A 20,184-nucleotide genomic window follows, 5' to 3' on the forward strand; every position below is an offset into this window, starting at 1 on the left:
AGTGATTTATTCAATAAAATCAAACGCTTGGCTTTCTTCTTCACTGCCGTCGAAACCCTGTCTCGTCGTCAGCGGATGCGTACTTTACGGACCCAACGCCGTGTTGGCAAGGCCTGTTTGCAGAAAAGATTGACCGAATGGTCCAGTACGCACAAAAACGCCCGCACAAGGCGGGCGCTGTCGGGCCAGCAGGCAGAGAGCGCTGGCCGGCGACTCAGCTCAGCGTGACCCGCGCATAGCGCTTCTTGCCGGCCTGGATGACATAACACTTGCCGGTTGCCAGCATGGCACCCGGCTCGATGACTTCGCCATCCACCTTCACTCTACCGTTCTTGAGCATGTCCTTGGCCTGGGCACTATTGCTGGCCAGATCGGCACGATTGAGGACCGCAGCGATCGGCGCTTCCGCGGCGCCGTCGAAAGTGACCTCGATCTCGGGCAGATCTTCGGGCAGTTCGCCTTCGGCCAGCTGATTGCCGACTGCCTTGTGCGCATTGGCGGCCGCTTCCTCGCCGTGATAGCGGCCAATGAGCTCGCGCGCCAAAGCCATCTTGATGTCGCGCGGGTTGGCACCCTGCTCGATGTCCTGGCGAATCGCCTCGATCTCGTCGTTGGACTTCAGCGACAGCAGCTCGAAGTAGCGCCACATGAGGCTATCCGGCATGGAGACGATCTTGTTGAACATCACGCCCGGCGTGTCGTCGACACCGATGTAGTTGTTCAGCGATTTCGACATCTTCTGTACGCCGTCGAGGCCTTCCAGCAGCGGCATGGTGATGACCACCTGCGGCTCCTGGCCGAAGTGCTTCTGGAGCTCGCGCCCCATGAGCAGGTTGAATTTCTGATCGGTCCCCCCCAGCTCGATATCGGCCTTCAGGGCGACCGAGTCGTAACCCTGCACCAGCGGGTAGAGGAACTCGTGGATAGAGATCGACTGTCCGGCACGATAGCGCTTCTCGAAGTCATCGCGCTCGAGCATGCGCGCCACGGTGCTCTGGCCCGCCAGCTCGATCATGTCGGCGGCGGACATCTCGCCGAACCACTCGGCATTGAAGCGCACTTCGGTCTTTTCCGGATCGAGAATTTTGAAGACCTGCTCGCGATAGGTCTGGGCGTTGGCCTTGACCGCCTCTTCGGTCAGCGGCTTGCGCGTGACGTTCTTGCCGGTGGGGTCACCGATACGCCCGGTAAAGTCACCAATCAGAAAGACCACCTCGTGCCCGAGATCCTGAAACTGGCGCATTTTGGTCAGCAGTACGCTGTGCCCCAGGTGCAGATCCGGCGCCGTGGGGTCGAAGCCTGCCTTGATGCGCAGCTTGCGACCGGATTCGAGCTTTTTCACCAGCTCGTCTTCGATCAGAATCTCCTGCGTACCACGCTTGATCAATGTCAGCGCGTCGGCGACCTCGGTCATCGTATCCGTCTCCACTACGAACGCTATCGGGCTTGGAAAGGTCGCAATGGTAGCACGAGTCGTTCGCTGACGCTGAAGCCCGCCCTGCAGGAGGAATCCATGGCGCTTTTCGTGGGACTGATGTCCGGCACCAGCCTGGACGGTATTGACGCCGCCCTGGTCGAGATTGACGACGAGGGCTCCCGCCCACGGCTGATCGATGCACTCTGTCTGCCGCTGGAAACGGCACTGCGCGATGGTCTGCTCGCCTTGACGCAAGCCAGTGGCGTCACGTTCGCCATGCTGGGCGAAATCGAGCACGCCTTCTGCGAGCACCAGGCCCGCGCGGTCAATGCCCTGCTCGCGCGCCAGTCGCTCGAAGCGGACGCCATCACCGCAATCGGCAGTCACGGCCAGACCATCGAGCACGCGCCGCAGGCCGCCTCCCCCTTTACCTGCCAGCTGGACAACCCGAGCCGGCTAGCCGAACTGACCGGCTGTCGAGTCGTGGCCGATTTCCGCCGCCGCGATCTGGCCGCCGGCGGTCAGGCCGCACCGCTCGCCCCGATATTCCATCGCGCGCTGTTCACCCATGCCACGCGCACACGGCTGGTGCTCAACCTCGGCGGCATCGCCAACCTCACCCGGCTGGCCCCGACCCAGTCGCCAGAGCCGGTCGTCGGCTTCGACACCGGGCCCGCCAACCTGCTGATCGACGCTTGGCACCGTCGCCATCGCGGCACCCCATTCGACAAGGATGGAGCCTGGGCCGCCAGCGGCCGAGTCGACGCCCCACTGCTCGAGCGCCTGCTGGACGATGCCTACTTCACCGCCCCGCCACCCAAGAGCACCGGACGCGAACACTTTCATCTCGATTGGGTCGCGCCCCGACTTGGCGGTCACGAGACGGCCGCCGACGTTCAAGCCACGCTGACCGAGCTGACCGTCGTCAGCGTGGCCCGCGCCACCGCGCCGTTCGTCAGGGCCGGAAACAGCGATCTGATCGTCTGCGGCGGCGGCGCGCACAACGCTCACCTGATCGCTCGATTGATGTCGTCTCTGCCGGGGATACAGCTATTGCACTGCGAGGATTTCGGCTGGTCGGCCGACTGGCTGGAAGCGGGCGCGTTCGCCTGGCTGGCCTGGCGCCGCCTGCACGGCCTGCCGGGCAATCTGCCCGAGGTCACCGGCGCCAGCGGCGAGAGAGTGCTAGGCGGTGTCTACGCCCCCTGAGTGACGGTTGCTCCCGGGCGTCACACTCCAGGCGACATCACTCGTCATCGATCAGCGAGAAGCCGCCGCCGGCCTCACCGCCGCGTCCCGCGGTGCCGTACTTGATCAGCATGCGCAGATCGTTGGCGGAGTCGGCGTGCGATAGCGCCACCCCCTCGCTGATCGCGCCATCGCGATAGAGCGCGTAGAGAGCCTGATCGAAGGTCTGCATGCCCTGTTCGCCGGAGCGGCGCATCAGATCCTTGAGCTCGCTCACTTCGCCGCGTCGGATCAACTCGCTGATCAGCGGCGACTTGAGCAGCACCTCGGCGGCCACGCAGCGGCCGTCATCATGCTGACGCGGCAGCAGTTGCTGCGCCACCACCGCGCGCAGATTGAGCGATAAATCCATCCAGACCTGTTCCTGGCGAGAGGGCGGAAACAGATTGAGGATTCGCTCGATGGCCTGATCTGCGCTGTTGGCGTGCAGCGTCGCCAGACACAGATGCCCGGTTTCGGCAAAGCTCAGCGCCAGCTCCATGGTATCGCGACTGCGGATCTCGCCAATCATGATGACGTCCGGCGCCTGACGCAGCGCATTCTTCAGCGCGACTTCGTAGGACTCGGTATCGATGCCCACCTCACGCTGATTGATGATGCCGCGCTGATGCGGATGCATGTACTCGATCGGATCTTCGATGCAGATGATGTGCCCGCCGATCGAGCGATTGCGATGCTGGATCATCGACGCCAGCGTGGTCGACTTGCCGCTGCCGGTACCGCCGACCACCAGCACCAGCCCGCGACGGATCGAGGCCAGCGAGCCGACGACCTCGGGCAGCCCGAGCGTTTCAAGCTCCGGAATATCGAACGCGATGCGCCGCACCACCATCGCTGGCTGGCTGCGCTGGAAGAAAGCGCTGACCCGAAAGCGCCCCTTGCCGCTCAGGCTCAGCGCGAAGTTCGCCTCGTGCTCCGACTCGAACGCCACCCGCCGCTCACGCGGCAGCGTCACCGCCACTAGCTCGCGCACCTGCTCGGGCTGCAGCGGCACGTCGCCCAGCGCGACCAGTTTGCCATCCAGCTTGAGACATGGCGGCGCCCCGGTGGAAACCAGCAAGTCGGAAGCCTGTTTGGCCAGCATGATGTCGAGAAGCTGTTCGAACCATTGGGATGGGGTCATGATGCGTCCTGCGCTGAAGTCTTTATCCTGCTCGAGAAGCGACCTATGCGATCTCAGGCATCGATGCCGGCACGCGACTTTGCCTGAGCTTCCTGACGCGAGACCAGGCCATCGGCCACCAGACGTGCAAGGGCGGCATCCAGCGTCTGCATGCCGAGGCCGCCGCCGGTCTGGATCGCCGAGTACATCTGCGCCACCTTGCCTTCACGGATCAGGTTGCGGATCGCCGCACTGGCCACCAGGATCTCGTGTGCCGCGATACGCCCCCCACCCTCGCGCTTGAGCAGCGTCTGCGAGATAACCCCCTGTAGCGACTCGGACAGCATCGAGCGCACCATGCCCTTCTCTTCGCCAGGGAAGACGTCAATGATGCGGTCGATGGTCTTGGCCGCCGAGGTGGTGTGCAGGGTACCGAAAACCAGGTGCCCGGTCTCGGCAGCGGTCAATGCCAGCCGGATCGTTTCCAGGTCACGCAGCTCGCCGACGAGGATCACGTCGGGGTCCTCGCGCAGGGCCGAGCGTAGCGCGGGGGCAAAACCGCGGGTATCGCGATGCACTTCACGCTGATTGATCAGGCAGAGTTTGCTCTCGTGAACGAACTCGATCGGATCCTCGATCGTCAGGATATGATCCTGACGATGGGTATTGATGTAATCGATCATCGCCGCCAGCGTGGTCGACTTGCCGCTACCGGTGGGGCCGGTGACCAGCACCAGGCCACGGGGCAGCATCGCCAGACGCCGGAAGACATCCCCGAGGTCGAGATCGTCCACCGTCCGCACGTTGCTGGGAATCGTACGGAAGACGGCCCCCGCCCCGCGCCCCTGAGTGAAGGCATTGACGCGAAAGCGCGCGACGCCGGCCACCTCGAAGGAGAAATCGGTCTCCAGCTCGGCTTCGAAGTCGCGCCGCTGACGATCGTTCATGACATCGTAGATCAGGCGTCGTGCCTGGCCATCGTCGAGCGCCGGCACATTGAGACGACGCATGTCCCCGTCAACGCGAATCATCGGCGGCAGGCCGGCCGAAAGGTGAAGGTCGGAGGCCCCGTGCTTTGCCGAGAACGCCAGCAGTTCGGTAATATCCATGCGTTTTTATTCGTTCCCCTGCGTAAGGTACTGACCCAGTATGCCAGATGCCTCGGTGTCCGAGTCGCTATCCGCCGCCCGCCAGCGACTGACGGCGGCGCTATCCGCCGCCGGCCGGGCGCCGGATGCTGCACGTCTGCTTGCCGTCAGCAAAACCAAGCCAGCCGATATGCTGCGTCAGGCCTACATGGCCGGTCAACGCGCCTTCGGCGAGAATTATCTGCAGGAGGCGCTGGAGAAGCAGGCCGCCCTGTCGGATCTCGTCGGGATCGAGTGGCATTTCATCGGTGCGCTGCAGTCCAACAAGACCCGTGATGTTGCCGAGCACTTCGACTGGTGCCACGGCGTCGAGCGCGCCAAGATCGCGCGCCGTCTCGACGAACAACGCCCCGCCGGGCGCGCACCGCTTAACGTCTGCCTGCAGCTCAATGTCAGCGGCGAGGCCTCCAAGGCCGGCGTCGCGCTTCACGACCTGCCAGCGCTCGCCGAGACGGTGCTCGCACTGCCCCATCTGCGGCTACGCGGGCTGATGGCGCTGCCGGCTCCCAGCGACGATGACGCGGTACAGCGCCAAGCCTTCCGTCAGGTCGCCGACGCCCTGAACGACCTGCAGCAGCGCTTCCCCGAGGCCGCGCTCGATACACTCTCGATGGGCATGAGCGGCGATCTCGAAGCTGCGGTCGCCGAAGGCGCCACGATCGTCCGGCTGGGCACCGCCATCTTTGGCGCCCGGCCACCGCACGCCGCGCAGGCCTGACCCTGATCTTGGCCACGCGCGGCCAGATGACACCCGATTCCGGAGACAGGATTTCGCCATGAACGATTCGACCCCAGCCAGCCGCATCGTCTTCCTCGGTGCCGGCAACATGGCCAGCGCCATCTTCGGCGGCATGCTCGAAAGCGGCTATCCGGCCAATGCCATCGTCGCCACGTCGCGCAGCGAAGCGACACGCCAGGCCGTGACCCAGCGCTACGGCATCCGGACCAGCGGCGACAACGCAGCGGCCGTTGCCGAAGCCGATGTCGTCGTGCTCGCGGTGAAACCGCAGATGATGCGGGATCTCTGCCTGTCGCTGCGCGAGGCGGTGCAGGCCCGCCGTCCACTGATCGTCTCGGTCGCCGCCGGTCTCGAGGCGGATACGCTCGACCAGTGGCTGGGCGGTGGTCTCGCTGTCATCCGCTGCATGCCCAATACGCCCTCGCTGGTCGGCGAAGGCGCCAGCGGCCTTTACGCCAATGCGCGTGTCAGCGAGACGCAGCGGCGACTCGCCGGCGAGCTGCTCGAATCCGTGGGACTGGTCGAGTGGGTAGAGGAAGAGGCCCTGATCGATGCCGTCACCGCCGTCTCCGGTAGCGGGCCGGCCTACTTCTTCCTCTTTATTGAAGCGCTGGAGGCCGCGGGCATCGAACGCGGTCTGCCGCCGGAGAGCGCGCGGCGGCTCGCATTGCAGACCGCCTTCGGCGCCGCCAAGATGGCGCGGGAAAGCGAGTTCGAGCCTGCCGAGCTGCGCCGCCGCGTGACCTCGCCCAACGGCACGACCGAACGCGCCCTCGCCGCCTTCGAAGCCGCCGGCCTGACCGACATCGTCGACCAGGCGACGCGTGCCTGCGCCGACCGCGCCCGGGCACTCTCTCAGGAGCTGAGCCAGGCATGAGCCGGCGCAGCACAGAAGATAACTGCGGAGGCAATGCCGCCCTCTTGTCGAAGGCGGCCCTCCCCCGATGTCACCCGGCAACCATCGATCCCCGATAAGCGCCTACCCTCTACCAACAGGAGAACTCAATGGGCAGTAACCTCGGAAGCGCCGGCCTGATGCTGATCAACAGCCTGGTCAGCATCTATCTGTTCGTGCTCATGCTGCGCTTTTTGCTGCAGTTTTCGCAGGCGGACTACTACAACCCGCTGAGCCAGGGTGTGGTCAAGGCCACGCAGCCGGTCGTCGCTCCGCTGCAGAAGATCCTGCGCCCGATCGGACGCATCGATATCGCCACCCTGTTCGCCGGCTTCCTGCTCAAGGCCCTGGTCATCCTCGCCATCTTCCAGTTCGCCGGCTTCGGCGTGCCACCACTGCAGGGGCTACTGCTGGCCGCCGTCGCCGGCGTGCTCAACGCGATTCTCAAGATCTACTTCTTCGCCCTGATCATCATGATTATCCTCAGCTGGGTGGCGCCGCAGGCCAGCCATCCGGGGGCGCTGCTGGTGATGCAGATCGTCGAGCCGATCATGGCGCCGGTACGCCGCATCATCCCGCCGCTGGGGATGATCGATCTGTCGCCGATCGTGGTCTTCATTGCGATCAACTTGCTCGACAGTCTGGTGGTCGGCTCACTGGCACGCGCTGCCGGTCTGCCGGGCGCCCTGGTCGGCTTCTGAACCGCCGACCTCGTAGCGGTCGATTCCCGAACGGTCGACTCATGAACCTCCGCCGCGGCAGCATTTGCCGTGGCGTTCGGCCGCGCCGGTCAATGACCGGTGCGGCCGCGTAGCCCCAGGAGAGACACCCGTTTCATGTCCGCTTCCTTCCCGCCCGACTCCGTCGGCCTGGTCACACCGCAGGTCGCGGCCTTCGAATCGCCGCTGGCCCTGGCCTGTGGCAAGACGCTCGATCGCTTCGAGCTGATCTACGAGACCTACGGCACGCTCAATGCCGAGCGCAGCAACGCCGTGCTGATCTGCCATGCGCTCTCCGGACACCACCACGCTGCCGGCTACCACGATCCGGAGGATCGCAAGCCCGGCTGGTGGGACGCCTACATCGGCCCCGGCAAGGTGATCGACACGGATCGCTTCTTCGTCGTTTCACTCAACAACCTGGGGGGCTGCCACGGCAGCACAGGCCCGGCCAGCGTCGACCCGCAGACCGGGCGCGAATGGGGCCCCACCTTCCCGGTCATGACCGTGGCCGACTGGGTCCACAGCCAGGCGCGTCTGGCCGACCGCCTGGGCATCGAGCGTTTCGCCGCGGTGGTCGGGGGCAGCCTCGGCGGCATGCAGGCCATGCAGTGGACGATCGCGTATCCGGAGCGGGTCGCCAACGCTGCCGTGATCGCGGCCACGCCAAGGCTTTCGGCACAGAACATCGCCTTCAACGAAGTCGCTCGCCAGGCGATCCGCTCCGATCCCGATTTCCACGACGGCTGGTACGGCGCACAGGCGGCGATTCCCAAGCTGGGCCTGAAACTCGCGCGCATGATCGGCCATATCACTTATCTCTCCGAACACTCGATGGGGGCGCGCTTCGGCCGAGATCTGCGTAGCGATCAGCTCAACTTCGGCTACGACGTCGAGTTTCAGGTCGAATCCTACCTGCGCCATCAGGGCGATACCTTCTCGACCCGTTTCGACGCCAATACCTATCTGCTGATGACCAAAGCGCTCGACTACTTCGACCCGGCGGGCCAGCACGGCGGCGATCTCGCCGCGGCGCTGGCCCCGGTCACCTGCCCCTACCTCGTCATCAGCTTCACCACCGATTGGCGCTTCGCCCCGGCCCGCTCGCAGGAGCTGGTCAACGCCCTGCTGCGCGCGGGCAAGTCTGTCAGCTACGTCAACGTCGACTCGCCCCATGGCCACGACGCCTTCCTGCTGCCCAATGCCCAGTACGAGGCCGTGTTCGGCAGCTTCATGCGGCGCGTCTACGCCGATATCGCAGGGGAGACAGCCTGATGCGCGCGGATCTCGAACTGATCTATGACTGGGTGCCCGACAACGCCCGCATTCTCGATCTGGGCTGCGGCGACGGCACCCTGCTGGCGGCACTCGCCCGGCACAAGAACGTGACTGGCTATGGCCTGGAGATCGACCCCGAGGGCATCGCGGCATGCCTGGGCAAGGGGGTGAATGTACTCGAGCAGGATCTCGACGACGGCCTCGCCAACTTCGTCGACGACGCTTGCGACGTCGTGGTCATGACCCAGGCGCTGCAGGCGCTGCGCCGCCCCGACACCATGCTCGACGAGATGCTGCGCGTGGCACCGGAGTGCATCATCGCCTTCCCCAACTTCGCCTATTGGAAGCATCGCCTGCATCTGACCTTCCGCGGGCGCATGCCGGTTTCGCGCTCGCTGCCGCATGCCTGGTACGACACCCCCAACATTCACCTGTCGACGTTCCAGGACTTCTCCAACCTGTGCCGCGCCAAGGGCGTGACTATTGCCGATCGCGCGGTCGGCAGCGCCGATCACGAAGGTCACTGGAGCTCGCGCTGGTGGCCGAACCTGTTTGGCGAGACAGCCATCTTCCGCGTCCGACGCGGTCGCTGATCGATCCACGTCGGACGCGGCGGGTGAGCCTCGGGCGACGTCAGCGCGCCCCCGCACTCTCGTCGGCCGCATCCGGCGATGCGTAGCGACGAGCGAGATCGACCGGCAGGCGCCGATCGATCTCAAGCCCCCGCGGGGACGCCGGCGTTCCCAGCACCCGACAGCCGTAGGCCATCACCTCGACGCCGTCTGCGGCGGCGGCCTCGAGCGCGGCGGCGTAGGCGGGATCGAGATGCGCCGCCGGTGCAACGTCCTCGATGCCGGTGTGCGCCGCGCAGAACAGCAGGACGCTGCGATGCCCCTCTCGCGACAGCGCCCGCAGCACCTGTAGATGCTTTCGCCCGCGTTCGCTGACCGCATCCGGGAAGTAGCCGTGGCCATCCGCTTCCTTGAGCGTCACCTGCTTAACCTCGACAAAGGTGAGCGAGCCATCGTGGGCTTCCAGCCGGAAGTCGAGCCGAGCCTTCTCCGCCGGTACCTTGACCTCGCGCCGCAGGCTGACGTTGCCCGCCAGCTCGGCAATCTTGCAGTCTCGCAGGGCAGCCTCGACCAGCGCATTCGTGCGCCCGGTATGCACCGAGGCAAGATCGTGGCCGCCACGGTCGTTCGGCAGCGCGATCAGCTCCCACGTCCACGCCAGCTTGCGCGCCGGATTGGTACTCGGCGATAGCCAGACCCGGCAACCCGGCACGTTGACGGCACGCATGGAGCCGGTATTGGGGCAGTGCGCGACGACCTCCCGGCCATCATCGAGCGTGATATCGGCCAGAAACCGCTTGTAGCGCCGCTCGAGCCGGCCGGGTACCAGCGGGGGCAGCGTCATGCCCCCTCCTGGCTCGCCAGAAAGCGCCCGATTCGGGCTACGGCCTCCTCCAGCCGCGCCACGTCGGTGGTGAATGCGATGCGCACATAGTGCTCGCCGCCCGTGACGGCGAAATCCACCCCCGGCGTGATCGCCACGTTTTCGGCCTCCAGCAGACGATGACAGAACGTTTGACTGTCATCGGTGTAGGCCGACACGTCGAGCCAGACATAGAACGCGCCCTGCGGCGGCAGCGCCGGCGCCAGCCCCAGCGAAGCCAATGCGGCGAGCAGCGCATCGCGACGACCCGCCAACGCCCGCCGTCGCGCCTCGAGCTCTTCACGGCAATCCGGCGTGAAGGCCGCCAGCGCCGCGTGTTGCGACAGGGTCGGCGGGGCCAGAAAGATATTCTGCGCCAGGCGCGTCAACGGCTCGATGGCCGATTCGGGTGCCACCATCCACCCCAGCCGCCAGCCGGTCATGCCGAAGTACTTGGAGAAGCTGTTGACCACGAATGCCTGCGGCGCGCACGTCACCGCCGACACCGGATCGAGGTCGTAGCACAGCCCCTGATAGATTTCGTCGACCAGCAGCGCCCCCTCGCGAGCCGTGACGGCAGCGGCGATCTCCCCGAGCTGGGGCGCGCTCAGCATGTGCCCGGTCGGATTGGAGGGCGTCGCCAGCATGGCCAGACGCGTGCGCGCCTGCCAGTGGCGCGCGATCAGGCTCGCATCGAGCTGCCAGCCGCTGTCGGGCCCGACGGCGACCGTATCCACGGCGGCGTCGGCCAGGGCCATGAAGTGACGATTGCAGGGATAGGTCGGGTCCGCCATCAGCACGCGATCGCCGCGCTGTACCAGCAACTGGCTGGCCAGCAGCAGCGCCCCCGAAGCCCCCGGCGTGACTATGATGCGCGCCGGGTCGATGTCGACCCCGTGCAGGCGATGGTAGTGAGAGGCAATGGCTTCGCGCAGCGCGGGCAGGCCGCAGGCCGGCGTGTAGCGGGTCTGTCCCGCATCCAGTGCCCGCCGCCCGGCCTCGATCACCGCCGCCGGCGTCGGGAAGTCTGGCTCGCCGATCTCCAGGTGGATGACGTCATGACCGGCGGCTTCACGGCGCTGCGCCGCCTCCAGCAGCCCCATGACCCGAAAGGGTTGTACGGCATCGAGCCGCTCGCTCCAGAACATCTGAAAAGACTCCTCGGCCGGCCTCTCGCGGCACGCCAACGCCGCCGTGCCACATCAAAACGCGGTAACGGTTCGTATCGGTGGCGTGAGAAAAATAAAGCGGCCATTCAGTTGCAATGCGGCTACTTTTTCGCTAAATAAGCATGGCTTCGGGTAGCGGTGACGCTGCCCCCGGCCGATCCTCGGCCCAAGTCACTTGCGTAACGAGGCTGCCCCCATGCCAGTAGCGGAAAAGAAAACGGAAGCGCCCAGCCAATTCACCCCGTACCAGCCGGCGCCGGGTGAAGAGTACATGAACGAAAAGCAGCTTGCGCATTTCCGTGAGATCCTGCTGGGCTGGAAGCAGGACCTGATGGAAGAGGTCGACCGCACGGTGCGCCACCTGCAGGAAGAAGCCAACAACTTCGCCGATCCTGCGGATCGTGCCACCCAGGAAGAGGGTTTCAGCCTGGAACTGCGTACGCGCGACCGGGAACGCAAGCTGCTCAAGAAGATCAACGAAACGATCGAGAAGATCGACGAAGACGACTACGGCTTCTGCGAAGCCTGCGGCGTCGAGATCGGTATCCGCCGCCTCGAGGCTCGTCCCACCGCCACGCTGTGCGTCGACTGCAAGACGCTCGCGGAACTCAAGGAGAAGCAGCTCGGCGGCTGAAACGATCGACCGGCTCTGCTTGTCACGGGCACCCTCGCAGGTGCCCGTTTGCGTTTTTCCGCCCCGCGATTTCCTTTCGGCCTGAGGCGCCCATGATCTATACCGGCCGCTTCGCCCCAACCCCCTCCGGCCCACTGCACTTTGGCTCGCTGGTCGCCGCGCTCGGCAGCTGGCTCGATGCGCGCGCCGCCGGCGGCCGCTGGCTGCTGCGTATCGAAGATATCGACCCACCGCGCTGCCCACCGGGGGCAGACAGCGAGATTCTCGCGCAGCTGGAAGCGTTCGGCCTGACGTGGGATGGCCCGGTGCGCTACCAGCACGAGCGCGGGGACGCCTACCAGGCGGCGCTGACGCGACTGATCGAGCTCGACATGGCCTATCCCTGTGGCTGCTCGCGCCGGGAGTGGCAGCACCTTGAGCACTACCCCGGCTGGTGTCGCCATGGCTCGCGCCACCCCGAACGACCGCAGGCATGGCGCCTGCGCACGGATCGTGGCGCCAATCCGGTGGTCTGGCAGGACCGTCTTTTCGGCCGCCAGGCACTCGATCCGACCCGCCACGGCGACGTGGTCATCCAACGCAAGGACGGTCTGTGGTCCTATCAGCTCGCCGTGGCGGTCGACGATGCCGACCAGGGCATCAGCGATATCGTTCGCGGCCACGACCTCCTCGACAACACGCCCTGGCAACGCCAGCTTCAGGTCGCGCTCGGCTACCCCGAACCGCGCTACCTGCACCTACCCCTGGTGATGGGCGAAGACGGCCAGAAACTCTCCAAGCAGAACCTTGCACCCCCGCTGCCACGGCAGGATGACGCGGTACGCCCATTGCTGCACCGGGCACTGACGCTCCTGGACCAGGCGCCTCCGCCGGCGCTACGCACCGCCCCGGTGGCGCAGCAGCTCGAGTATGCCCAAGTGCACTGGCAGCCTCGGCGGCTGCGTCCGCAGGCGCACCGCATCGCCCGCTGAGCCAGTTGTCGATCGAGAAACGACGCCGGAAGAGACTATGGTCTAAGCGAAACCCATCGCGTTTTACGCCACCCTGTCGCCAGCGCCGCATGGGTGCACCATAAACAGGCAAAATTGATTCTTGATGCCCCTTAATGAAACATCGCCGCCCCCGTTCCTACGGGCCCGCGGCAACCTGGCATCACCAGAATAATCATAACCCCATGTTTAAAAGCGAAAAAAACTGGAGTGGCACGGTGGGTGCAATATCTAGGACAAGAAAAACAAACATCGGGTGCCGATCGCCCCAACAAGAACAAGATCACGATCGGCCGGTACCCCAGACTGCCGCCAACAACAACAACACGGCATGAAGATACAGGCTCTCGCCGACGGACCGCCAACAACAATAAGGGTCCCGACAGCAACCGACGGCAAACAACAATAATGGCCGCACGGAGCCAGACTCAGAATCAGGACGCGACGCGCTTCGCCGATGGGGCAACAACAACAAGCCTCCCCGAGATGCGAAGACTTCCCGGAACAACAACAAGAACCGGGTAGGGCATTGCCTGTCGTGTTGGATGATTGTTTTGAATACGAGGTGGTCGCTCACGGCCAGGCCGACAACGACAAGTCAGTGACTGCGATATCGTTCAGCGACTGTGATGCGTATTCAAGGCGATGCGCCATCACGAACAAGAAGAAGCGGCATGGACGTTGCACAGCATCCTTGGAAAGGGGAGGCCGATCGGGTCTCCCCTTTTTGCTGTCTACTCTTGTGGCTGTCTGAGACAGGCAGGCGCTTCCCCGAACGCCCTCTGCGCTCGTTCTCCCCGCCGCCGTCGAAACGGCCTGTTCATTCACACAGCAGACCGCCAATTCCCCTTGGCAATGCGGGCGGACACGAGGGTCGCGTCTTTGCAAGCCATCGGGGCTCCGCTACACTGGGGTTTTGCTATCTCGCGAGTCGATTTCGCCGCATGTTCAAAGGATTTTCCCGCTTTCTACAACGTCCCGGTGAACGTTTGAAGACCCTCTTCGGCGCTGAATCCGCCCAAGCTTCCGAAAACACCCGTCCCACGCGGCGAGTCCTGCCTCGCGACGAACACGATGTCTCACGCCGGGATCTCAGCGAAAACGCCCTCAAGGTGCTCTATCGCCTTAACAATGCCGGCTACGACGCCTATCTGGTCGGCGGTTGCATCCGCGATTCGCTGCTGGGCAACCGCCCCAAGGATTTCGACGTGGCCACCGCGGCCACCCCCGACGAAGTGCGCCAGCTTTTCCGCAATTCGCGCATCATCGGTCGACGCTTTCGCATCGTGCACGTGCGCTTCGGGCGCGAGGTGATCGAGGTCACCACCTTCCGGGGCCGACACGGCGAGGAAGACGGTGGCAACCACAGCCAGCAGTCCGATGAAGGGCTGCTGCTGCGCGACAATGTCTGGGGTAGCGTCGAGGAAGATGCCATCCGGCGCGACTTCACCGTCAACGCGCTCTACTACAGCGTCAGCGATTTCTCGATCCACGACTGGACCGGCGGCCTGCAGGATCTCGACGACCGCATACTGCGTCTGATCGGCGATCCCGAAACGCGCTACCGCGAAGATCCGGTGCGCATGCTGCGGGCGGCGCGCTTTGCCGCCAAGCTCGATTTCAGCCTTGCTGCAGAGACCGAGGCGCCGATCCGCGAACTGGCACCGCTGCTGCTGCAGATCCCACCGGCGCGTCTGTTCGAGGAAGTCCTCAAGCTGTTCCTCTCCGGCCACGCCGTACAAAGCTTCCGCGTACTGCGCGAGCTGGGACTGTTCGCCATGCTGTTCCCGGAAAGCGACGAAGCGTTGCAAGCGCTCCCCTGGGCCGAGGCACTGGTGGAGCAGGCGCTGGCCAACACCGACACCCGGCTGGCAGAGGATCGCCCGGTCACGCCGGCGTTCCTGTTCGCTGCCCTGCTCTGGCCCTGCGTGACCCAGCGCACGGCGCAGGTCGCCCACGAACAGGACCTGCCGGAGGTGCCCGCACAGCAGGCAGCCGCCCAGCAGGTCATCAGCCGACAGTTGCAGCACACCTCCATCCCCAAGCGTTTCAGCATGCCGATGCGCGATATCTGGGAACTCCAGCAGCAGCTGCCTCGCCGCCGAGGCCGGCGTGTCTTCCAGACGCTCGAGCATCCGCGCTTCCGCGCCGCCTACGATTTCCTGCTGCTGCGCGAGGAAGCGGGCGAGCTGACACCGGGGCTGGGCCAGTGGTGGACCCGTTTTCAGGATGCCGACGAGAGCGAACAGCATCAGTTGATGGCGGAGGTCGATGGCGGCCATCCGGCCGGCAACAGCGGCAAGCCGCGCCGCCGCCGTCCGCGCAAGCGCCGCCGTAATCCCAACCGCTCGACGCCGCCGACGCTGGATGAGTGAGGCATCGCGGCCCGCGCTGGCCTATATCGGCCTCGGCAGCAACCTCGAGACACCCCGCGAGCAGCTGCGGCGCGCACTGCGAAGCCTGGACGCGCTGCCGCTGACTCAGTGCGTGGCGCGCTCGTCGCTCTACGCCAGCGCCCCGATCGGACCGCAGGACCAGCCAGACTTCGTCAACGCCGTGGCCGCCATTCACACTCGCCTGTCACCACTGGCACTGCTCGATCAGCTGCAGGCGCTCGAACAGCGCCACCGCCGCGTGCGTCGCCGCCACTGGGGACCCCGTACCCTTGACCTCGATCTGTTGTGGTATGCCGGCCTGGCACAATATCACCCGCGCCTGACGCTACCGCACCCGCAGATGCCGTATCGGCGGTTCGTCCTGGAGCCGCTGGCCGAGATCGCGCCGGACTTCACCCTCGCCGACCGCCCCCTGGCGTCGTACCTTCCAGCGCTCGCCGATCAGCCACTGCACCGCCTCGACGACTGACGCCGCCTCCGCGCCGACTCCCGGCACTCGCCGCAGCCTCTCCGCCGCCATATGGGGCCAACGTCGAGTTGCGTCGTGTCGACAACCCGTTACACTCGGCCGCGCACGGCCATGCCGGCGCCCGCCGGCGTCAACGAGCGAGAGACCATGAAGAGCGTAACCCTCCACTCCCTGCGCGACTGTCGGGCGCGCGGCGAGGCGTTCAGCTGTCTGACCGCCTACGATGCAACCCTGGCGCGCTGCGCCGACAGCGCCGGTATCGATGTGCTGCTGGTCGGCGACTCCCTCGGCATGGTGCTGCAGGGACATGCCAGTACACTGCCGGTCACGCTGGAGGACATCGTCTACCACACGCGCTGCGTCGCCCGGGGCAAGCAACGCAGCCTGCTGATGGTCGATCTGCCCTTCATGAGCAACGCCGATACCGGCCAGCTCCTGCGCGATGCCGGCCAGCTGATGCGCGCCGGCGCCGAGCTGGTCAAGATCGAAGGCGAAGCGTGGATGGCCGACGGTATCCGTGAACTGACACGCCGCGGCGTGCCGGTCTGCGCGCATCTTGGCCTGACGCCGCAGAGCGTGCATCAACTGGGAGGCTTCAAGGTGCAGGGCAAGGCCGACGCCGAGGCCCAGCGCATTGTCGACGCGGCCCGTCATCTGGTCGATGCCGGGGCCGCGGTGATCCTGCTCGAATGCGTGCCCCGCGATCTCGCTCGGCGTGTGCGCGATGCCGTCGAGGTACCGGTGATCGGCATTGGCGCCGGCCCGGACGTCGATGGCCAGATTCTGGTCATGCATGACGTGCTCGGCCTCAACAGCGGCTACGTGCCACGCTTCGTGAAGAACTTCCTGCACGGCCAGGAGAGCATCGAGGCGGCCTTCCGCGCCTATGCGGAGGCCGTTCATCAGCGCCAGTTCCCCGCCGCGGAGCACACCTTCTGATGCAGCTCGAGCACGACATCACCCCCTTGAGAGAACGGCTGGCCATCGCACGGCGCGAGGGGCAACGTATTGCGCTGGTACCGACCATGGGCAATCTGCACGCAGGGCATCTGGCGCTGGTCGAGCGCGCCCGCGCACTCGCCGATCTGGTCGTCGCCACACTGTTCGTCAATCCGCTACAGTTCTCCGCCGGTGAGGATCTCGGCCGCTACCCGCGCACGCTCGACGCCGACCGGGCGCAGCTCGCCGCCCACGGCTGCGACTTGCTGTTCGCCCCGGACGTCGAAACGCTCTACCCCGGCGGCCTCGAGGCTCAGACCCAGGTGCAGGTACCCGTGGTCTCGGAAGGTCTCTGCGGCGGCTCGCGAATCGGTCACTTCGATGGCGTCGCCACGGTCGTCTCCCTGCTCTTTCATCTGGTGCAGCCGGACGTCGCCTGCTTCGGCGAGAAGGATTTTCAGCAGCTGGCGGTGATTCGCAAGCTGGTCGCCGACCTGCACTTCCCGATCGAGATCGTCGGTGTCCCGACGGTGCGCGCCGACGACGGGCTGGCGCTATCGTCGCGCAACGGCTATCTCTCGCCGAGTGAACGCGAACAGGCCACGGCGCTATACCGGACACTGTCGCGCTGTGCCGAAGCCCTTGCTCGCGGCGAAGCGGTCGACAGCGCGATCGCCACGGCCCGCCGCGAACTGGCGGCCAGTGGGCTGCGTCTCGACTATCTGGAGCTGCGTGCCCCTGACCTGACGGCCTTCGACCCGGCTCGGCATACGGCGGGCCGCCTGCTTGGCGCCGTCTACCTCGGGACGACGCGCCTGATCGACAACGTTGCGGTCCGCATGCCGAGCCGCAGCGATGGGTGAGCGGCGCTGGCGAGCCGCGCTGCCGAGCGATCTGAAGACGATCGCCCGCTGGGTCGATTCGCCGACCTCGCTGACTCGCTGGGCCGGTCCCGATCTCACCTGGCCAACCGATGGCCCGACCCTGTGGCAGGAGCTCGAGGGCGGCGCCACGCCGACGTTCTGTGTCGCCGAGGGCCCGCTGCCGGCCGCATTCGGCCAGCTTATTCAGAAAGGGCCGCGCCATTGGCATCTGGCCCGGATCATCGTCGACCCTGCCCGGCGCCGGGAGGGTCTCGGCGAGCAGCTGTGTCGAGCGCTACTGCAGGAAGCGCACGCGCGACACGCCGAGCATGTCACGCTCAACGTCTTCGCCGACAACGCCGCGGCGATCCCGCTCTATCGGCGCCTGGGCTTCGTTGCCCATGGCGAGGTCGATACGCGTGGCATTGTGCCCATGCACCTGAGACAATTCGCCGCGCACGACGGCGATAACCAGGCCCCGGGCGAGCCAGCGTGAGGGCTGTCGCGGGTCAGCAGATCGAAGAGATGCAATGAACCAATTGAGACCGGACCCGTTTTCCCCGTATCAGTTTTACACGGCCGAACAGTGGTCCGAATTCCGCGCCGATACCCCGCAGACGCTCTCCGCCGAGGAAGTACAGCGACTGCGTTCACTCAACGATCCGATCGACCTGAACGAAGTCCGGCGCATCTATCTTGCCCTGTCGCGGCTGCTCTCGGCCTACGTCGAGGCAAGCCAGGCCCTCTACGCACAGCGCAAGCACTTCTTCGATATCGACGATACCCAGAAGACGCCCTTCATCATCGGTATTGCCGGCTCCGTGGCGGTCGGCAAGTCGACCACCTCGCGCATTCTCAAGGAGCTGCTGGCACGCTGGCCTTCGAGCCCCAAGGTCGACCTGGTCACCACCGACGGTTTTCTGCACGCCAACGCCGAGCTGCGCGAGAAAGATCTGATGTCGCGCAAGGGCTTCCCGGAGAGTTACGACATCGGCGCCCTGCTGCGCTTTCTCTCCTGGATCAAGGCCGGCGTGCGCAACGTGCAGGCGCCGCTCTACTCGCACCTGACCTACGACGTGCTGCCCGACACCTTTCAGACCGTCGATCGCCCCGACATCCTAATCGTCGAAGGCATCAACGTGCTGCAGGTCCGTGATCTGCCGGAAGATGGCAAGATGGTGCCCTTCGTCTCCGATTTCTTCGACTTTTCGATCTATATCGACGCCGAAGAGTCCCATATTCATGACTGGTACCTGGAGCGCTTTCGCCTGTTGCGCGAGACCGCATTCCAGAACCCGGCCTCGTTCTTCCACCGCTATGCGCAGATCGAGGAAGCGGAAGCCGTCGCCATCGCCGAGGGCCTGTGGCGAGACATCAACCGCCGCAACCTGCGCGAGAATATCCTGCCGACGCGCCCCCGCGCCGATCTGATCCTGCGCAAGGGCCCCAACCATCTGGTCGAGCAGGTCGCCCTGCGCAAGCTCTGAGCGATCACGGCCGCGCTGACGCGGCCGTCCCATCACGCCGGGGCGCTGATCGCCCGAGCCTAGCGCCGATCCTGTCCTGGCCCTTGCCCGACGTTTTTCGAACAGCGTTTATCCTTTTCCCTCATCGGCGTGAACTTTTTGCGTCGATACCCTTCCCATATAGCGTCAATGCATGGCCATCAAGGGATTGAGAAAGGGATGTTGATTTCGGTACAGGCGCTACGCGCGCTGGCGGCATGGATCGTCGTCTTCCACCACTTCATGCAGGTGTTCTTCGGCTTCGAGGCCGACAACTGGGTCGAATACCTGTTCTCGACCCGGGGCCAGGTCGGCGTGGATATCTTCTTCGTCATCAGCGGCTTCGTGATCACCGTCTCGACCCGGGGCAAGTCGCTTTCCACGCCACAATTCCTGCTTCACCGGCTGGTGCGCATCGTGCCGGCCTACTGGCTCTACACCGCGATTACCGCGGCGATTCTCTATTTCGCCAGCAGCGTGATGCCGGAGTACGGCTTGAGTCTCAAGGGGCTCTTGATGTCGCTGTTCTTCATTCCCACGGAGAACCCGGCCGGCTACGGCTACTACCCGATTCTGCCGGTCGGCTGGACGCTCAACTTCGAGATGCTGTTCTACGTGGTCTTCGCCGCCTCACTGATGCTCAAGCGTCAGTGGCGCCTGTGGGGCCTGGTGCTGGCGATCGTGGTGATCAACACGCTGTTCGCCCACCAGCCGTTCATCAGCAGCTTCTACACCGATCCGATCATTTTCGAGTTCCTGCTGGGCGTGGGCATCGGCGTGATCTACTCACGCCACGGCCTGCCCGGCGGACGCTGGTGGCCGATCGTCCTGGCGCTGACGAGCCTCGGCACGATTCTCGCCTTCAACGACCCGTCCGGCATGCTGCGCTTCGTGGCCTGGGGCCTGCCAGGCGCCGCACTGGTCATCGCCTTTATCGGCATGGAACCGAGACTCGGCCACAACCGCGTGGTCAAGGCGATGGGCGACTGGTCCTACTCCACCTATCTGCTGCACGTGATCGTACTGTGGTCCGGCGACTACGTGCTGACCCGGCAGTACGGCCTCAGCCCCTATCTGGCGCTGGCGATCTGCGTGCCGATCATCGCCATCGGCTCGTGGCTGAGCTACGAATTCGTCGAGAAGAAGCTCTCGCGCCGCCTCAAGCGATATCTGCCGGCCCCGCGGCGTCAGACCGCCACGGCCTGAGAAGCCCCCTACCCAAAACGCCCGACCCGCACAG

General features: G+C 65.3%; 21 protein-coding genes. 16 read left to right on the forward strand and 5 right to left on the reverse strand.

The window, feature by feature from the left end; all coding sequences use genetic code 11:
• On the forward strand, nucleotides 1-228 hold a 228-nt coding region (locus tag MC381_RS00005), incomplete at its 5' end, for a hypothetical protein (protein WP_251975666.1).
• Here the strand turns inward: MC381_RS00005 and tyrS are convergent.
• Complete coding sequence (gene tyrS / locus MC381_RS00010; protein WP_251975667.1) at nucleotides 215-1,414, reverse strand: tyrosine--tRNA ligase; 1,200 nt, start codon at nucleotides 1,412-1,414, stop codon at nucleotides 215-217. The genes MC381_RS00005 and tyrS overlap by 14 nt on opposite strands.
• Nucleotides 1,415-1,513: 99 nt before the next feature.
• Between tyrS and MC381_RS00015 the strand changes: the two genes are divergently transcribed.
• Nucleotides 1,514-2,626 carry an anhydro-N-acetylmuramic acid kinase gene (locus MC381_RS00015; protein ID WP_251975668.1) on the forward strand — a complete coding sequence of 371 codons (1,113 nt, stop codon included), beginning with the start codon at nucleotides 1,514-1,516 and terminating at the stop codon, nucleotides 2,624-2,626.
• Between the two features lie 37 nt (nucleotides 2,627-2,663).
• Here the strand turns inward: MC381_RS00015 and MC381_RS00020 are convergent, their stop codons facing one another.
• Nucleotides 2,664-3,788, reverse strand: a complete 1,125-nt coding sequence (locus tag MC381_RS00020; RefSeq protein WP_251975669.1) for a PilT/PilU family type 4a pilus ATPase — start codon at nucleotides 3,786-3,788, stop codon at nucleotides 2,664-2,666.
• 53 nt (nucleotides 3,789-3,841) lie between these two features.
• Nucleotides 3,842-4,876 (reverse strand): type IV pilus twitching motility protein PilT, encoded by a 1,035-nt coding sequence (locus tag MC381_RS00025; RefSeq protein ID WP_251975670.1) that lies wholly within the window; start codon nucleotides 4,874-4,876, stop codon nucleotides 3,842-3,844.
• Nucleotides 4,877-4,916: 40 nt separating this feature from the next.
• On the opposite strand from MC381_RS00025, the gene MC381_RS00030 reads away from it, so the two are divergent.
• From MC381_RS00030 to metW, 5 genes are all read left to right on the forward strand, one after another.
• Nucleotides 4,917-5,633 carry a YggS family pyridoxal phosphate-dependent enzyme gene (locus MC381_RS00030; protein WP_251975671.1) on the forward strand — a complete coding sequence of 239 codons (717 nt, stop codon included), beginning with the start codon at nucleotides 4,917-4,919 and terminating at the stop codon, nucleotides 5,631-5,633.
• Nucleotides 5,634-5,691: 58 nt separating this feature from the next.
• A complete protein-coding gene (proC, locus tag MC381_RS00035) occupies nucleotides 5,692-6,531 on the forward strand; it encodes a pyrroline-5-carboxylate reductase (RefSeq protein WP_251975672.1) in 840 nt (279 codons plus the stop codon).
• 128 nt (nucleotides 6,532-6,659) lie between these two features.
• On the forward strand, nucleotides 6,660-7,250 hold the full coding sequence (locus MC381_RS00040) for a YggT family protein (protein WP_251975673.1): 591 nt from the start codon (nucleotides 6,660-6,662) through the stop codon (nucleotides 7,248-7,250).
• 135 nt (nucleotides 7,251-7,385) lie between these two features.
• Complete coding sequence (gene metX / locus MC381_RS00045; RefSeq protein ID WP_251975674.1) at nucleotides 7,386-8,543, forward strand: homoserine O-succinyltransferase MetX; 1,158 nt, start codon at nucleotides 7,386-7,388, stop codon at nucleotides 8,541-8,543.
• On the forward strand, nucleotides 8,543-9,139 hold the full coding sequence (gene metW / locus MC381_RS00050; RefSeq protein ID WP_251975675.1) for a methionine biosynthesis protein MetW: 597 nt from the start codon (nucleotides 8,543-8,545) through the stop codon (nucleotides 9,137-9,139). The genes metX and metW overlap by 1 nt, the downstream gene beginning before the upstream one ends.
• Before the next feature lie 40 nt (nucleotides 9,140-9,179).
• On the opposite strand, the gene sfsA is transcribed toward metW, so the two are convergent.
• Both sfsA and MC381_RS00060 read right to left on the reverse strand, forming a co-directional pair.
• Nucleotides 9,180-9,962, reverse strand: coding sequence for a DNA/RNA nuclease SfsA (gene sfsA, locus MC381_RS00055; RefSeq protein WP_251975676.1), 783 nt, complete (start codon nucleotides 9,960-9,962; stop codon nucleotides 9,180-9,182).
• Nucleotides 9,959-11,128 (reverse strand): aminotransferase class I/II-fold pyridoxal phosphate-dependent enzyme, encoded by a 1,170-nt coding sequence (locus MC381_RS00060; protein WP_251975677.1) that lies wholly within the window; start codon nucleotides 11,126-11,128, stop codon nucleotides 9,959-9,961. Before MC381_RS00060 ends, sfsA begins: the two co-directional genes overlap by 4 nt.
• A 217-nt stretch (nucleotides 11,129-11,345) precedes the next feature.
• On the opposite strand from MC381_RS00060, the gene dksA reads away from it, so the two are divergent.
• The 9 genes from dksA (at nucleotide 11,346) to MC381_RS00105 (ending at nucleotide 20,150) form a co-directional block, all read left to right on the forward strand.
• Nucleotides 11,346-11,783, forward strand: a complete 438-nt coding sequence (gene dksA, locus MC381_RS00065) for an RNA polymerase-binding protein DksA (RefSeq protein ID WP_071232323.1) — start codon at nucleotides 11,346-11,348, stop codon at nucleotides 11,781-11,783.
• Between the two features lie 92 nt (nucleotides 11,784-11,875).
• Nucleotides 11,876-12,754 (forward strand): tRNA glutamyl-Q(34) synthetase GluQRS, encoded by an 879-nt coding sequence (gene gluQRS, locus MC381_RS00070; RefSeq protein ID WP_251975678.1) that lies wholly within the window; start codon nucleotides 11,876-11,878, stop codon nucleotides 12,752-12,754.
• Nucleotides 12,755-13,716: 962 nt separating this feature from the next.
• The gene (gene pcnB, locus MC381_RS00075; protein WP_251975679.1) at nucleotides 13,717-15,147 is read left to right on the forward strand and encodes a polynucleotide adenylyltransferase PcnB; all 1,431 of its coding nucleotides are present in this window, start codon (nucleotides 13,717-13,719) and stop codon (nucleotides 15,145-15,147) included.
• A complete protein-coding gene (gene folK, locus MC381_RS00080; protein ID WP_251975680.1) occupies nucleotides 15,140-15,637 on the forward strand; it encodes a 2-amino-4-hydroxy-6-hydroxymethyldihydropteridine diphosphokinase in 498 nt (165 codons plus the stop codon). The genes pcnB and folK overlap by 8 nt, the downstream gene beginning before the upstream one ends.
• 147 nt (nucleotides 15,638-15,784) lie before the next feature.
• Entirely contained in the window at nucleotides 15,785-16,576 is a 792-nt protein-coding gene (gene panB, locus MC381_RS00085) for a 3-methyl-2-oxobutanoate hydroxymethyltransferase (RefSeq protein ID WP_251975681.1), read from the forward strand.
• Nucleotides 16,576-17,439 (forward strand): pantoate--beta-alanine ligase, encoded by an 864-nt coding sequence (gene panC, locus MC381_RS00090; protein WP_251975682.1) that lies wholly within the window; start codon nucleotides 16,576-16,578, stop codon nucleotides 17,437-17,439. Before panB ends, panC begins: the two co-directional genes overlap by 1 nt.
• Nucleotides 17,432-17,935 carry a GNAT family N-acetyltransferase gene (locus MC381_RS00095; protein ID WP_251975683.1) on the forward strand — a complete coding sequence of 168 codons (504 nt, stop codon included), beginning with the start codon at nucleotides 17,432-17,434 and terminating at the stop codon, nucleotides 17,933-17,935. The genes panC and MC381_RS00095 overlap by 8 nt, the downstream gene beginning before the upstream one ends.
• Nucleotides 17,936-17,969: 34 nt before the next feature.
• Nucleotides 17,970-18,926: a type I pantothenate kinase gene (gene coaA / locus MC381_RS00100; RefSeq protein ID WP_251975684.1), complete on the forward strand. Its 957-nt coding sequence runs from the start codon at nucleotides 17,970-17,972 to the stop codon at nucleotides 18,924-18,926.
• Nucleotides 18,927-19,124: 198 nt separating this feature from the next.
• Complete coding sequence (locus MC381_RS00105; RefSeq protein WP_251975685.1) at nucleotides 19,125-20,150, forward strand: acyltransferase family protein; 1,026 nt, start codon at nucleotides 19,125-19,127, stop codon at nucleotides 20,148-20,150.
• Nucleotides 20,151-20,184: the final 34 nt, after the last annotated feature.

This window comes from Salinicola avicenniae (assembly GCF_023736115.1).
GTDB lineage: Bacteria > Pseudomonadota > Gammaproteobacteria > Pseudomonadales > Halomonadaceae > Salinicola > Salinicola avicenniae.

Excerpts from the sequence above, each read along its gene's own strand:
- tyrS (WP_251975667.1), bottom strand. The coding sequence starts at position 1,414 with ATGACCGAGGTCGCCGACGCGCTGACATTGATCAAGCGTGGTACGCAG.
- MC381_RS00015 (WP_251975668.1), top strand. The coding sequence starts at position 1,514 with ATGGCGCTTTTCGTGGGACTGATGTCCGGCACCAGCCTGGACGGTATT.
- MC381_RS00020 (WP_251975669.1), bottom strand. The coding sequence starts at position 3,788 with ATGACCCCATCCCAATGGTTCGAACAGCTTCTCGACATCATGCTGGCC.
- MC381_RS00025 (WP_251975670.1), bottom strand. The coding sequence starts at position 4,876 with ATGGATATTACCGAACTGCTGGCGTTCTCGGCAAAGCACGGGGCCTCC.
- MC381_RS00030 (WP_251975671.1), top strand. The coding sequence starts at position 4,917 with ATGCCAGATGCCTCGGTGTCCGAGTCGCTATCCGCCGCCCGCCAGCGA.
- proC (WP_251975672.1), top strand. The coding sequence starts at position 5,692 with ATGAACGATTCGACCCCAGCCAGCCGCATCGTCTTCCTCGGTGCCGGC.
- MC381_RS00040 (WP_251975673.1), top strand. The coding sequence starts at position 6,660 with ATGGGCAGTAACCTCGGAAGCGCCGGCCTGATGCTGATCAACAGCCTG.
- metX (WP_251975674.1), top strand. The coding sequence starts at position 7,386 with ATGTCCGCTTCCTTCCCGCCCGACTCCGTCGGCCTGGTCACACCGCAG.
- metW (WP_251975675.1), top strand. The coding sequence starts at position 8,543 with ATGCGCGCGGATCTCGAACTGATCTATGACTGGGTGCCCGACAACGCC.
- sfsA (WP_251975676.1), bottom strand. The coding sequence starts at position 9,962 with ATGACGCTGCCCCCGCTGGTACCCGGCCGGCTCGAGCGGCGCTACAAG.
- MC381_RS00060 (WP_251975677.1), bottom strand. The coding sequence starts at position 11,128 with ATGTTCTGGAGCGAGCGGCTCGATGCCGTACAACCCTTTCGGGTCATG.
- dksA (WP_071232323.1), top strand. The coding sequence starts at position 11,346 with ATGCCAGTAGCGGAAAAGAAAACGGAAGCGCCCAGCCAATTCACCCCG.
- gluQRS (WP_251975678.1), top strand. The coding sequence starts at position 11,876 with ATGATCTATACCGGCCGCTTCGCCCCAACCCCCTCCGGCCCACTGCAC.
- pcnB (WP_251975679.1), top strand. The coding sequence starts at position 13,717 with ATGTTCAAAGGATTTTCCCGCTTTCTACAACGTCCCGGTGAACGTTTG.
- folK (WP_251975680.1), top strand. The coding sequence starts at position 15,140 with ATGAGTGAGGCATCGCGGCCCGCGCTGGCCTATATCGGCCTCGGCAGC.
- panB (WP_251975681.1), top strand. The coding sequence starts at position 15,785 with ATGAAGAGCGTAACCCTCCACTCCCTGCGCGACTGTCGGGCGCGCGGC.
- panC (WP_251975682.1), top strand. The coding sequence starts at position 16,576 with ATGCAGCTCGAGCACGACATCACCCCCTTGAGAGAACGGCTGGCCATC.
- MC381_RS00095 (WP_251975683.1), top strand. The coding sequence starts at position 17,432 with ATGGGTGAGCGGCGCTGGCGAGCCGCGCTGCCGAGCGATCTGAAGACG.
- coaA (WP_251975684.1), top strand. The coding sequence starts at position 17,970 with ATGAACCAATTGAGACCGGACCCGTTTTCCCCGTATCAGTTTTACACG.
- MC381_RS00105 (WP_251975685.1), top strand. The coding sequence starts at position 19,125 with ATGTTGATTTCGGTACAGGCGCTACGCGCGCTGGCGGCATGGATCGTC.